The sequence below is a fragment of the Variovorax sp. OV084 genome (assembly GCF_900111625.1).
GTDB lineage: Bacteria > Pseudomonadota > Gammaproteobacteria > Burkholderiales > Burkholderiaceae_C > Variovorax.
Genome location: NZ_FOII01000004.1, coordinates 235,499 through 247,763, shown reverse-complemented (window position 1 = coordinate 247,763; position 12,265 = coordinate 235,499). Strand labels below are relative to the sequence as shown.

Below are 12,265 nucleotides of genomic sequence, written 5' to 3'. Positions count from 1 at the left end.
AGACCATGACCTTCAAGCCCAAGTACGTGACCTTCGACTGCTACGGAACGCTGACGCGCTTCCGCATGAAAGAGATGTCGCATGATCTCTTCGCCGATCGCATTCCGGCCGAGCACATGGAGCAGTTCATCGCCGACTTCGCGGCCTACCGCTTCGACGAGGTGCTGGGCGCCTGGCAGCCCTACGAGGTGGTGCTGAAGAACGCAGTGCGCCGTCTGTGCCGCAAGTGGAAGATCCAGTACTTCGACCTGGACGCGCAGAAGATCTACGACGCGGTGCCCACCTGGGGCCCGCACGCCGACGTGGCCGCCGGCCTGGCCAAGGTCGCGAAGGAAATCCCGCTGGTGATTCTGTCGAACGCATCGGACGACCAGATCCAGAAGAACGTCGCGATGCTCGGCGCTCCCTTCCACCGCGTCTACACCGCGCAGCAGGCCCAGGCCTACAAGCCGCGCCTGACCGCCTTCGAATACATGCTCGATTCGCTCGGCTGCAACCCGGAAGACGTGCTGCACGTGTCGTCCAGCCTGCGCTACGACCTGATGTCGGCGGACGACCTGGGCATCGTCAACAAGGTGTTCGTGAATCGCGGCCATGGGCCGGGCAACCCGGCGTACCGCTACACGGAGATCCAGGACATCGGCGGCCTGCCCGGCGTCGTCGGCCTCTGATCTTTCTTTCTTGCAGCACCAGCTCCACGCCATGAAGCTCGACTCCTACTGGACCGATTCGGCGCCAGCCTTCGCCCCCGAGGCACATGAGTTGCCGGCGCAGGTCGACGTAGCCATCGTCGGCGGCGGCTTCACCGGCCTGTCGGCGGCGCTGGCACTGGCCCGGCGTGGTGCCCGCGTCGCGGTACTGGAGGCCGGTGAGCGCGTGGCGGCAGAAGCCTCGGGGCGCAACGGCGGGCACGTCAACAACGGGCTGGCCGTCGACTACGCCGATGTGGCGGCCAAGGTCGGCGTCGAGCGCGCGCGCGGCTGGTATCACGCTTATGACGCGGCAGTCGATACGGTGGCGCGGCTGGTGCGCGACGAGGCCATCGACTGCGACTTCATGCGCCACGGCAAACTCAAGCTCGCCACGCGGGCGAACCAGATGGCCGCGCTCGAACACAGCGCCCGACGCCTGGTCGACGACGGCGTGGACTGCGACGTCGAACTGCTCGACGCGGCGCGCGTGCGCGCCGAGGTGCAGAGCGAACGCTTCCACGGCGGCCTGCTCTACAAGCGCAGCGGCCAGATGCACATGGGCCGCTTCGCGCACGGACTGGCGACGGCCGCGCAGCGCAACGGCGCACAGATTCACACCGCCACCGAGGTCAGCCGCATCGAACGCATCGGCCAGGGCCATGCACACCGGTTGCACACCGGGCGCGGCGTGGTCACGGCGCAGCAGGTGCTGCTGGCCACGGGCGCGACGCGCCATGGCGGCTACGGCAGCTTCGGCTGGCTGCGCCGGCGCATCGTGCCGATCGGCAGCTTCATCGTCGTCACCGAGCCGCTGGGCGCCGAGCGTGCGCAGGCGCTGCTCGCGGCGCGGCGCACCTACACGACCATCGCGAACATCCACCACTACTTCAGGCTCACGGCCGACCACCGGCTGGTGTTCGGCGGGCGCGCGCGCTTCGCGGTCTCCAGCCCGCAGTCGGATGCCGCGAGCGGCGACATCCTGCGCGCGGGGCTGGCCGAGACATTTCCGCAGCTCGGCGCGGTGCGGCTCGACTATTGCTGGGGCGGACTGGTCGACATGACACAAGACCGCCTGCCGCACGCCGGCGAACGCGACGGCCTCTACTACGCCATGGGCTACAGCGGCCACGGCACGCAGATGTCGGTGCACATGGGTGAACGCATGGCCGCCGTGATGGGCGGCAATGCGGGCGCCAACCCCTGGCAGGGCCGCGAGTGGCCCGCCATTCCCGGCCACTTCGGCCCGCCGTGGTTCCTGCCGGCGGTGGGCTTCTATTACCGGCTCAAGGACAGACTGGCCTGAGGGCTTGCAGTCATCTCTTTCGTTCGTTTCCGATTTTTCTTCCACCCCACGGCCCCTCAGGAGCACCCACCATGAGCGACAGCAGCAACAAGAGCTTCGAAAACCTCGTCGGCCCCGACGAAAGCCTTCGCGTGATGGCATCGCTGCGACGCGGCGCCTCGCGGCGCGACATCCTGACGATGCTGATGGCCGGCGGCATGCAGGCCACGCTGGCCGGCAGCCTGGCGGGCATGGCGGTGTCGGCCCACGCGCAGACGCCGCGGCGCGGCGGGCGCATCCGGGTGGCGGGGGCCACCGCTGCCGCGACCGACACGCTCGATCCGGCCAAGCAGTCGAACCAGACCGACTACTCGCGCTGCAACATGATCTACAACGGCCTGACGACGCTCGACGGCAGCCTGACGCCGCAGCCCGCGCTGGCCGAATCATTCACCACCAAGGATGCCAAGACCTGGGTGTTCACGCTGCGCAAGGGCGTGCTGTTCCACGACGGCAAGGCGCTCTCGCCCGCCGACGTTGTCTTCTCGGTGATGCGCCACAAAGACCCGGCCGCGGCCTCCAAGGCCAAGGTGCTCGCCGACCAGATCGAGAGCGTGAAGGCCACGGGCCCGAACGAAGTGACGGTGGTGCTGAGCGCGCCCAACGCCGACCTGCCGGTGATCCTGGGCACCTTCCACTTCCACATCGTCAAGGACGGCACCACCGACTTCAACACCGGCATCGGCACCGGCCCCTACAAGCTCAAGGAGTTCAAGCCCGGCATCCGCTCGCTGGTGGTGCGCAACGAGGCCTACTGGAAACCCGGCAAGCCGTACCTCGACGAGATCGAGTTCGTCGGCATCGGCGACGAGAGCGCACGCGTCAACGCGCTGCTGTCGGGCGGCATGGACCTGGTGGGCTCGGTCAACCCGCGCTCGGTGGAACGCGTGAAGGGCACGCCCGGCTTCGGCATCTTCGTGACCCAGTCGGGCCAGTACTCCGACCTGGTGATGCGCAAGGACGCGGGCCCCGGCGCCAACCCGGACTTCGTGCTCGGCATGAAGCACCTGTTCGACCGCGAGCAGATGAAGAAGACCATCGCGCTCGACTACGCAGTGGTCGCCAACGACCAGCCGATCGACCCGACCAACCGCTTCTACTTCGGCGGCCTGCCGCAGCGCCCCTTCGACCTGGACAAGGCGAAGTTCCACCTGCAGAAGGCCGGCGTCACCGGCAAGGTGCCGGTGGTGGCGTCTCCCGCGGCGCTCTACTCGGTGGAGATCGCGCTGATGCTGCAGCAGACCGCGCAGCGCGCAGGCCTGGAGCTCGACATCAAGCGCATGCCGGCCGACGGCTACTGGTCGAACCACTGGCTCAACAGCCAGGTGGGCTTCGGCAACGTCAACCCGCGCCCGAGCGCCGACGTGCTGCTCACGCAGTTCTTCCAGTCGGGTGCGGCCTGGAACGAGTCGCGCTGGAAGAGCGAGAAGTTCGACCAGCTGCTGCTGGCCTCGCGCGCCGAGACCGACCTGGCCAAACGCAAGCAGATGTACGCCGACATGCAGACCATGATCCACCAGGACGCCGGCATCGGCATTCCGCTTTTCCTGGCGAGCATCGACGGCCACACTTCCAAGCTCAAGGGGCTGTCGCCGATTCCGCTCGGCGGCCTCATGGGCTACAACTTTGCCGAGAGCGTATGGCTCGAAGCATGAGCCCGCGGACATGAACCGACAGATCCTCAAGCTGCTCGGCCAGCGCATAGCGCTGGCGCTGCTGTCGCTGCTGGCGGTGTCGGTGATCGTGTTCTCGATCACCGCGGTGCTGCCCGGCGACGCAGCCCAGGAGCAACTCGGCCAGGACGCCACGCCGGAAGCATTGGCCGCGCTGCGCGCGCAGATGGGCCTGGACGTACCCGCGCCCAAGCGCTATGCGCAGTGGCTGCTCGGCATCGCGAAGGGCGATCTCGGCCGCTCGGCCACCACGCAGATGCCGGTGTCGGAGCTGGTTGCCAGCCGCCTGCCCAACTCGCTGCTGCTGGCTGCTGTCACGGCACTGTTCTCGGTGCCGATCGCGCTGGCGCTGGGCATCGCCTCGGCGGTGTGGCGCGGCTCCTGGTTCGATCGCCTGGCCTCGACCTCGGCGGTGGCGGTGGTGTCGGTGCCGGAATTCCTGGTCGCGACGCTGGCGGTGCTGGTGTTCGCGGTCAAGCTGCGCTGGCTGCCGGCACTTTCCTTCGTCAGCGACATCGATTCGCTGGGCCAGATGCTGCAGGCCTTCGCGATGCCGGTGCTGGTGCTGTGCTGCGTGATCGTCGCGCAGATGATGCGCATGACGCGCGCCGCCGTCATCGACCAGCTCGAGGCGCCCTACATCGAGATGGTGCGGCTCAAAGGCGCCTCGCCCATGCGCATGGTGCTGGCGCACGCGCTGCCCAACGCGGTAGGCCCGATCGCCAATGCGGTGGCGCTCAGCCTGTCGTACCTGCTCGGCGGCGTGATCATCGTCGAGACCATCTTCAACTACCCGGGCATCGCCAAGCTGATGGTCGACGGCGTATCGCAGCGCGACATGCCGCTGGTGCAGACCTGCGCAATGATCTTCTGCTGCGCCTACCTGATCCTGGTGACCGCTGCCGACATCTGCGGCATCGTCGCCAACCCGCGGCTGCGGCACCGCTGAAGAAGAGGCAGCAAGCATGGAATCGTCCACCTCCCCCTCCTCTTCTCCGGCTGTGAACGCCATGGCCTCCATCGCGGCCGCGCCGCTGCCCGAGCCGAAGCGCGGCCGGTTGCACTGGCTCGCAGGCTTCGGCGTCTCCGGCCTGCTCGGCCTCGCGGTGCTGCTCTTCTGGATGCTCGCTGCGATCTTCGGCCCCTGGCTGCTCTCGTACAGCACGGCATCCACGGGCACCTCGAACGTCTTCATGCCGATCGGCGCGGCGCATTGGCTCGGCACCGACTACCTCGGCCGCGACATGCTGGCGCGCGTGATCGAAGGAGCGCGCTACACGGTCGGCGTCGCGCTGCTCGCCACGCTCGTGGCCAGCGGCACCGGCACCGTGCTGGCGCTGCTGGCAGCAGCCAGCGGCCGCTGGATCGACGCAACGCTCAGCCGCTGCCTCGACACCCTCACGGCAATCCCGAGCAAGATGTTCGCGCTCATCATGGTGGCGGGCTTCGGCTCCTCGGTGCCGATGCTAGTCTTGACCGCGGCCATCATCTACGTGCCCGGCGCCTACCGCATCGCGCGCTCGCTGGCCGTGAACATCAACGCGCTCGACTACGTGACCGTGGCGCGCACGCGCGGCGAAGGCACGCTCTACATCATGCTGCGCGAGATCCTGCCCAACATCGTCGGCCCGATGCTGGCCGACCTGGGGCTGCGCTTCGTCTACACCGTGCTGCTGCTGGCGAGCCTGAGCTTCCTCGGCCTGGGCATACAGCCGCCGGCCGCCGACTGGGGATCGCTGGTGCGCGAGAACATCGGCGCGCTGGCCATGGGCGGCGCCTCGGTGATCGTGCCGGCGCTGGCCATCGCGAGCCTGACCATCGCGGTCAACCTCGTCATCGACAACCTGCCTGGCGGCGCCGCCCGCGAAAAAGGAACACGCTGATGGGAGCACCACTCACAGTCCAGGGCCTCAGCATCTGCGCTGGCGCAAGCACGCTGGTCGACAACCTGAGCTTCTCCGTGCAGCCCGGCGAGGTGCTGGCGCTGATCGGCGAGTCGGGCTCCGGCAAGACCACCACCGCGCTGGCGCTGATGGGCTATGCGCGCCACGGCTGCCGCATCTCGGCGGGCAGGGTGCAGATCGGCGACACCGACGTGCTGGCGCTCGATGCCCGCGCACAGCGCGCGCTGCGCGGGCGCACCGTGGCCTACATCGCGCAGAGTGCGGCGGCATCCTTCAACCCCTCGCGCACGATCATGGACCAGGTGGTCGAGCCGACCGTGATCCACGGCCTGTGCAAGCGGGCCGAAGCCGAGGCGAAAGCGGTGCAGCTGTTTCGCGAACTGGCGCTGCCCGATCCGGAAAGCATCGGCACGCGCTATCCGCACCAGGTGTCGGGCGGCCAGCTGCAGCGGCTGATGGCGGCGATGGCGCTGATCGGCGACCCCGACCTCGTGATCCTCGACGAGCCGACCACCGCGCTCGACGTGACCACGCAGATCGAAGTGCTGCGCGCCTTCCGCCGCGTGGTGCGCGAGCGCCGCGCCACCGCGGTGTACGTGAGCCACGACCTGGCGGTGGTGGCGCAGATGGCCGACCACATCCTGGTGCTGCGCAACGGCCGCATGCGCGAGATGAACGCGACCGGGCAGATCCTCGCCGCGCCGGCCGACGAATACACGAAGAGCTTGCTGGCCGCCGCGCGGCCGGTGCCGCGTGCTTCAGCCGGGGCCACCGACGACGGCCGCGAACTGCTGCTCGAAGTGCGCCAGCTCTCGGCCGGCTACGGCCCGGTGGATGCGCAGGGACGCCCGGCCAAGCCGATCCTGCAGGACATCGACCTGAAGCTGTACCGCGGCCAGGCAATCGGCGTGATCGGCGAATCGGGCTCGGGCAAGACCACGCTGGCGCGCGCGGTGGCGGGCCTGCTGAAGCCCAGCCATGGCAGCGTGCTGTTCCACGGCCGCGAACTGAAGCCCACGCTGCAGCAGCGCGAGCGCGACGAACTGCGCCGCATCCAGATCGTGTTCCAGATGGCCGACACGGCACTGAACCCATCGCAGACCATCGAGCGCATCCTGGCGCGGCCGCTGGAGTTCTACAAAGGCCTGCGCGGCGAACCGCTGCAGAGGCGCATCCGTGAACTGCTCGACCTGGTGAAGCTGCCCCAGACCGTGGCCGGTCGCCTGCCGGGTGGCCTCTCTGGCGGGCAGAAGCAGCGCGTGAACCTGGCGCGCGCGCTCGCGGCCGACCCCGACCTGATCCTGTGCGACGAAGTCACGTCGGCGCTCGACACCGTGGTCGGCGCGGCGGTGCTGGACCTGATGGCGGAGCTGCGGCGCGAACTCGGCGTGTCTTACCTCTTCATCAGCCACGACCTGCACACGGTGCGCGCCGTGTGCGACGAGATCGTCGTGATGCAGCATGGCCGCAAGCTCGCGCAGGTGGCGCGCGCCGACTACGACCGCGGCCCGCACCACCCCTACTACGAGCTGCTGGCGCGCTCGGTCCCCGAGTTGCGCCAGGGCTGGCTCGACGAGATGGACCGCGCGAATCACGTGGACCGCGCCACGGCCCTCACATCATGAGAAAGACCGAAATGACACCGACCTTCCGCATCGCGCTGATTGCCGGCGACGGCATCGGCAAGGAAGTGATGCCCGAGGGCCTGCGCGTGGTGCAGGCCGCCGCGGAGCGCTTCGGCTTCGAGCTCGACTGCCGCACCATCGACTGGGCCAGCGCCGACTACTACGCAGCGCACGGCCAGATGATGCCGGACGACTGGAAGGAACAGCTCAAGGGCGTCGACGCACTGTTCTTCGGCGCCGTCGGCTGGCCCGCGACCGTGCCCGACCACGTCTCGCTCTGGGGATCGCTGCTGAAGTTCCGCCGCGAGTTCGACCAGTACATCAACCTGCGTCCGGTGCGCCTGTTCGAGGGCGTGCCCTGCCCGCTGGCCGGCCGCAAGCCCGGCGACATCGACTACCTCGTGGTGCGCGAGAACACCGAGGGCGAATACACCTCCCTCGGCGGCGTGATGTACGAGGGCACCGAGCGCGAAATCGTGATCCAGGAATCGGTCTTCTCGCGCCACGGCGCCGACCGCGTGCTGCGGTACGCCTACGAGACCGCGCGAGCGCGCAAGCGCAAGCACCTGACGGTGGCCACCAAGAGCAACGGCATCGCGATCAGCATGCCCTGGTGGGACGGACGCGCCGACGCGGTGGGCCTCGACTTTCCTGACGTGACGGTCGACAAGCAGCACATCGACATCCTGTCGGCGCGCTTCGTGTTGCAGCCCACGCGCTTCGACGTGGTGGTGGCGAGCAACCTGTTCGGCGACATCCTCTCCGACCTCGGGCCCGCGACCACCGGCACCATCGGCCTTGCGCCGTCGGCCAACCTGAACCCCGAGCGCAAGTTTCCGTCGCTGTTCGAGCCGGTGCACGGCTCGGCGCCCGACATCTACGGCCAGAACATCGCCAACCCGATCGCAATGATCTGGTCGGGCGCGCTGATGCTGGACTTCCTCACGCAGGGGCAAGGCGCGGGCCGCGCGGCGCACGACGCGATCCTGGGCGCGATAGAGGCGGTGCTGCGCGACGGTCCGCGCACGCGCGACCTCGGCGGCTCGGCAAGCACCACCGAAGTGGGCATCGCGATTGCAGAGCGCGTCGCGGCGGCCTGAAGAAAGACTTTACGACCATGACGACACTCGAACTCGAACACAAAGACCTGATGCCCGGCCGCCAGCTCATCGGCGCCGATTGGCGCGAGGCTGGCGACGCCCGCCGCCTCGACGTGACCAACCCCGCCACCGACGCCGCCTTCGCGAGCGTGCCCGACGGCACGGCCGCCGACGCACGCGCAGCCGTCGATGCCGCGCACGCAGCCTTCCCAGCTTGGCGTGCGGTGCCTGCCAAGCAGCGCGCGCAGATCCTCAAGCGCTGGAACGACCTGATGCTGGCGCATCAGCAAGACCTGGGCCGCCTGGTTTCGCGCGAACAGGGCAAGCCGTTGGCCGAGGGGATCGGAGAGATCGCCTACGCGGCCAGCTACGTCGAGTGGTTTGCCGAAGAAGCCACGCGCGCCAACGGCGAAGTGATTCCCGCGCCGGTAACGGGCCGCCGCATGCTCGCGTTGAGAGAGCCGGTGGGCGTGGTCGCGGCGATCACGCCGTGGAATTTTCCGGCCGCCATGATCGCGCGCAAGATCGCACCGGCTCTCGCGGCGGGCTGCACGGTGGTGTGCAAGCCGGCCGAAGACACGCCGCTGACCTCGCTGGCCCTCGTGAAGCTGGCGCAGGAAGCGGGCGTGCCGGCCGGCGTGCTCAACATCGTGACCGCATCGCGCGAACGCACGCCCGAGGTGGTGGACGTGTGGCTGGCCGACGCGCGCGTGCGCAAGATCAGCTTCACCGGCTCCACGCCTGTGGGCAAGCACCTGGCGCGGGCTTCGGCCGACACGCTGAAGAAGCTCTCGCTCGAGCTCGGCGGCAATGCGCCCTTCATCGTGTTCGACGACGCCGACATCGACGCCGCGGTGGAAGGCCTGATGGCCTCCAAGTTCCGCAATGGCGGCCAGACCTGCGTGTGCCCGAACCGCGTGTTCGTGCAGGCCCGGGTGCACGATGCATTCGTCGACAAGCTGGCCGCGCGGGTCGGTGCGCTGCGCGTGGGCCCGGCTACCGAGCCAGACTCGCAGATCGGCCCGATGATCAACGCGCGCGCGGTCGACAAGATCGAGCGCCATGTGCGCGATGCGGTCTCCAGGGGCGCGCGCATCGTGGTCGGCGGCGAGCGGCTGCGCAATGCGCGCTGCGACGGCCCCAACTACTACGCACCCACCGTGCTGGTGAATGCCGACTCGACGATGGAATGCAGCTGCGAGGAAACCTTCGGCCCCGTGGTGCCCGTCACTCGCTTCGAGACCGAGGCCGAAGTGATTGCCGCCGCCAACGACACGCCCTTCGGGCTCGCGGCGTACTTCTATTCGACCGACGTGCGCCGCATCTCGCGTGTGGCCGATGCACTGGAGTCGGGCATTGTCGGCATCAACGAAGGCGCTCTGGCGGCCGAGGCCGCGCCCTTTGGCGGTGTGAAGGAATCGGGCTACGGCCGCGAAGGCTCGGTGCATGGCCTGGAGGACTACATGCACATCAAGTACGTCTGCCAGGGCGGGCTGGGCTAGACGCTACCGGATCGCCTACTGGGCCAGCGCCGCCACGTCCGCGCTGCCCAGCGCGCCGCTGTAGATGCGGAAGTCGTCGATGCGCCCCTTGAGATACGAATCGCCGGAGAACTGCGAACGCCCCAGCCAGTTCTGCGTTGTCGAGCCGAGATCGAAGGGCCCCAGGCTCATCTGCGCATTGGAGCCGGCCTCGACGCCGTCCACGTACAAGGTGCCGAGCGCGCCGGACACGGTCACTGCAACGTGCACCCACTTGCCGGTCGGCAGCGCCGCCGATCCGTCGATCACCTGCTCGTTGTAGCCGTGGACGGTGGAGATCGCGAAACGCGGCGTGCCGCTGTTGCTGCGGGCGGTCAGCATCATGTAGCGGCGCTCGCCGGAGCCGAAGTCGAAGACCCGCGACCACGTCGCGAGGCTGTCGATGTACAACCATGCGGTGATGCTGAAGTCGGCAAGGTCTTTCGACACCACGCCCGCAGGCAGGGCGACATAGCTGCCGGCCTTGCCGTCGAGCACAACTGCATTGCCTTCGCGTCCGGCAACCCAGGCCGCGCCGCCTTGCAATGCGCTGGCGCCGAACTGGCCGGTCGCGTCGGCAGCTGTGGTGCCGCTCGCTTCATCGAACTTGAGCTGCATCAGCAGCTCGGCCTTGATCGCGGCCCTCTCTTCATTGGAGGCAGCGCTCTCTCCCGACGCGGTTACCGCAACGATCACGTAGTACCAGACTTCTCCGGCAACGACGCTGCTGTCCGTGAACGTGAGCGTGTCGGTGATGTCCGGGGCGATGGTGGCGTACGGCCCGCCGGCGGTGCTCGCGCGCTTGACCGAATAGCTCTGCGCGTCGGGGCAGCCCCACCATGACAGCACCACCTGCGTGCCGCGCACCCGGGCCGTGAGCCCGCTCGGCTTTCCCGGTGCCGCGAGCGGATCGCGCGTGAAGGTCAGCGTGCCGAAGCCCAACTGGTCGCCGTTGCCACCGTCCCCCTCAGGGTACATCTGCGCGACCTGCAGGGCGGTGTAGGGCGTCGCGATGCCCAGGCGATTCGCGTAGTGGTTGTGCACGCTTTCCCATATGCCGCGCCGGTGCCCCTGGCCGGCAGTCGACAGCACCGACTGCGTGCCCTGCTTGTTGATGTTGGTGAAGAAGGGCACGGTATAGAAGTCGCCGTTGCTGTCGCGCAGGTTGGACTTCGCCACGTACTCGGCGCCGGCGAGAAAGCGGTTGTTCTCGTAGCCGTATGTGTCGTCGCCCTGGTTCCACGCCATTTCGTGGAACGCGCCCGCAAGGCCGATGCCCAGGGTGCAGTGCCCCTGGTCGCGCCCGCTCTCCTGCCACTGGCCGAGGTAGCCCGGATGCACCTGGTAGACCGCCTGCAGGCCGGCCCCGTTGCCCTGGCCGGTCTTGTAGTAGCTCATCGCCTCGTCGTAGATGTCCTGCCGGTCGCACAGCACACCGATGGCCAGCATCGCGGCCAGGGTGCACTGGTCCCAGTTGGCCCAGTAGTTGGTGATCTGGGCGCCGTTGTGGTTGGTCAGGAAGCTGTGGTTCAGCGGATAGAACACGGTGAGCATCATGTTCTGGAAACGCGCGAAATCGGCGGCCGCCCAGCCCTCGTAGGTGCGCATGATCTCGGCCGCATTGGCGAACTGGTAGCCGTAGATGCCGGCGGCCAGGAAGCGGTCCGCATTGCCGGTGAGCGTGGTCAGCGTGGACGACCATTCGTTCAGGAAGACCACGGCCAGATCGGCATAGCGCGTGTCCTGCGAGACCTTCCAGCGCAGCGCCAGTTGATAGGCGCGCGCGATGTCGATGTACATCTGCGCGAAATTGGAGTCGTCGCCGCCGCGGATCACGGTGGCCAGCGGGCGCGGCTTCGCACCAAGCTGCGCGCGGCCATTGCCCGTCAATGCGTTCCAGCCGTCGAGCCAGGGTTGCGCCTTGTCATTGACCTTCTGGCGCATGCGCTCGAAGTCGGCTTCGGTGTGCAGCAGGCCGGGGTGGACGAACTTGCGCGCTTCCACGGATGGAGTCGTCGATTCGGGGACAACGACATCGGCAACGGCCACTGCATCGGCCGACGCCGCCGCGGCCGTTCCCTGCTGTGCGGCGCCAGAGCCCGCCGCTACCGAGAAACCACCGCCTCCCCCACCGCCGCAAGCCGTTGTTCCCAATGCGAGGGCGCTTGCCGTGCCAAGAAAAAATACGCGGCGGTCCAGGGAGAAGCCGTTCTTGTCGTCCAACGAATTTGCCATCTGCCGAATTTTTTGTAAAAATTTAATTCAGCAACATGCATGCCATTCGCTTTGCGCCGTGCAACCGCGTGCCATTGGTAGCACGGATGAATGCATTGGACCTGGATTGCGTTGGCGAATCGCGCAATCCCATGACATTGATGTCACAGGCGGCTTGCGACTGCGCCAGAAATG

Annotated in this window: 9 protein-coding genes; 8 read left to right on the top strand and 1 reads right to left on the bottom strand. The window is 67.9% G+C overall.

Annotated elements, in window-relative coordinates; translation table 11 throughout:
• The first annotated feature begins 5 nt into the window (after nt 1-5).
• The 8 genes from BMW87_RS13905 (at nt 6) to BMW87_RS13870 (ending at nt 9,838) form a co-directional block, all read left to right on the top strand.
• A complete protein-coding gene (locus BMW87_RS13905; protein ID WP_093076893.1) occupies nt 6-671 on the top strand; it encodes a haloacid dehalogenase type II in 666 nt (221 codons plus the stop codon).
• Nucleotides 672-702: 31 nt separating this feature from the next.
• Nucleotides 703-1,995: an NAD(P)/FAD-dependent oxidoreductase gene (locus BMW87_RS13900; protein WP_093076892.1), complete on the top strand. Its 1,293-nt coding sequence runs from the start codon at nt 703-705 to the stop codon at nt 1,993-1,995.
• 71 nt (nt 1,996-2,066) lie between these two features.
• On the top strand, nt 2,067-3,689 hold the full coding sequence (locus BMW87_RS13895; RefSeq protein WP_093076890.1) for an ABC transporter substrate-binding protein: 1,623 nt from the start codon (nt 2,067-2,069) through the stop codon (nt 3,687-3,689).
• Nucleotides 3,690-3,699: 10 nt separating this feature from the next.
• Nucleotides 3,700-4,656, top strand: a complete 957-nt coding sequence (locus BMW87_RS13890) for an ABC transporter permease (protein WP_093053887.1) — start codon at nt 3,700-3,702, stop codon at nt 4,654-4,656.
• A 61-nt stretch (nt 4,657-4,717) separates the two neighbouring features.
• Entirely contained in the window at nt 4,718-5,590 is an 873-nt protein-coding gene (locus BMW87_RS13885; RefSeq protein ID WP_371258809.1) for an ABC transporter permease, read from the top strand.
• The gene (locus BMW87_RS13880) at nt 5,590-7,236 is read left to right on the top strand and encodes an ABC transporter ATP-binding protein (RefSeq protein WP_093076887.1); all 1,647 of its coding nucleotides are present in this window, start codon (nt 5,590-5,592) and stop codon (nt 7,234-7,236) included. The genes BMW87_RS13885 and BMW87_RS13880 overlap by 1 nt, the downstream gene beginning before the upstream one ends.
• Nucleotides 7,237-7,247: 11 nt before the next feature.
• Nucleotides 7,248-8,336, top strand: coding sequence for a tartrate dehydrogenase (locus BMW87_RS13875; RefSeq protein ID WP_093076886.1), 1,089 nt, complete (start codon nt 7,248-7,250; stop codon nt 8,334-8,336).
• 17 nt (nt 8,337-8,353) lie between these two features.
• Nucleotides 8,354-9,838 (top strand): NAD-dependent succinate-semialdehyde dehydrogenase, encoded by a 1,485-nt coding sequence (locus BMW87_RS13870; protein WP_093076884.1) that lies wholly within the window; start codon nt 8,354-8,356, stop codon nt 9,836-9,838.
• A gap of 15 nt (nt 9,839-9,853) precedes the next feature.
• On the opposite strand, the gene BMW87_RS13865 is transcribed toward BMW87_RS13870, so the two are convergent.
• On the bottom strand, nt 9,854-12,091 hold the full coding sequence (locus tag BMW87_RS13865) for a LamG-like jellyroll fold domain-containing protein (RefSeq protein ID WP_093076883.1): 2,238 nt from the start codon (nt 12,089-12,091) through the stop codon (nt 9,854-9,856).
• Nucleotides 12,092-12,265 lie beyond the last annotated feature (174 nt).

Bases quoted from the DNA above. Each gene is read 5' to 3' on its own strand.
- BMW87_RS13905 (WP_093076893.1), top strand. From the start codon at position 6: ATGACCTTCAAGCCCAAGTACGTGACCTTCGACTGCTACGGAACGCTG.
- BMW87_RS13900 (WP_093076892.1), top strand. From the start codon at position 703: ATGAAGCTCGACTCCTACTGGACCGATTCGGCGCCAGCCTTCGCCCCC.
- BMW87_RS13895 (WP_093076890.1), top strand. From the start codon at position 2,067: ATGAGCGACAGCAGCAACAAGAGCTTCGAAAACCTCGTCGGCCCCGAC.
- BMW87_RS13890 (WP_093053887.1), top strand. From the start codon at position 3,700: ATGAACCGACAGATCCTCAAGCTGCTCGGCCAGCGCATAGCGCTGGCG.
- BMW87_RS13885 (WP_371258809.1), top strand. From the start codon at position 4,718: ATGGCCTCCATCGCGGCCGCGCCGCTGCCCGAGCCGAAGCGCGGCCGG.
- BMW87_RS13880 (WP_093076887.1), top strand. From the start codon at position 5,590: ATGGGAGCACCACTCACAGTCCAGGGCCTCAGCATCTGCGCTGGCGCA.
- BMW87_RS13875 (WP_093076886.1), top strand. From the start codon at position 7,248: ATGACACCGACCTTCCGCATCGCGCTGATTGCCGGCGACGGCATCGGC.
- BMW87_RS13870 (WP_093076884.1), top strand. From the start codon at position 8,354: ATGACGACACTCGAACTCGAACACAAAGACCTGATGCCCGGCCGCCAG.
- BMW87_RS13865 (WP_093076883.1), bottom strand. From the start codon at position 12,091: ATGGCAAATTCGTTGGACGACAAGAACGGCTTCTCCCTGGACCGCCGC.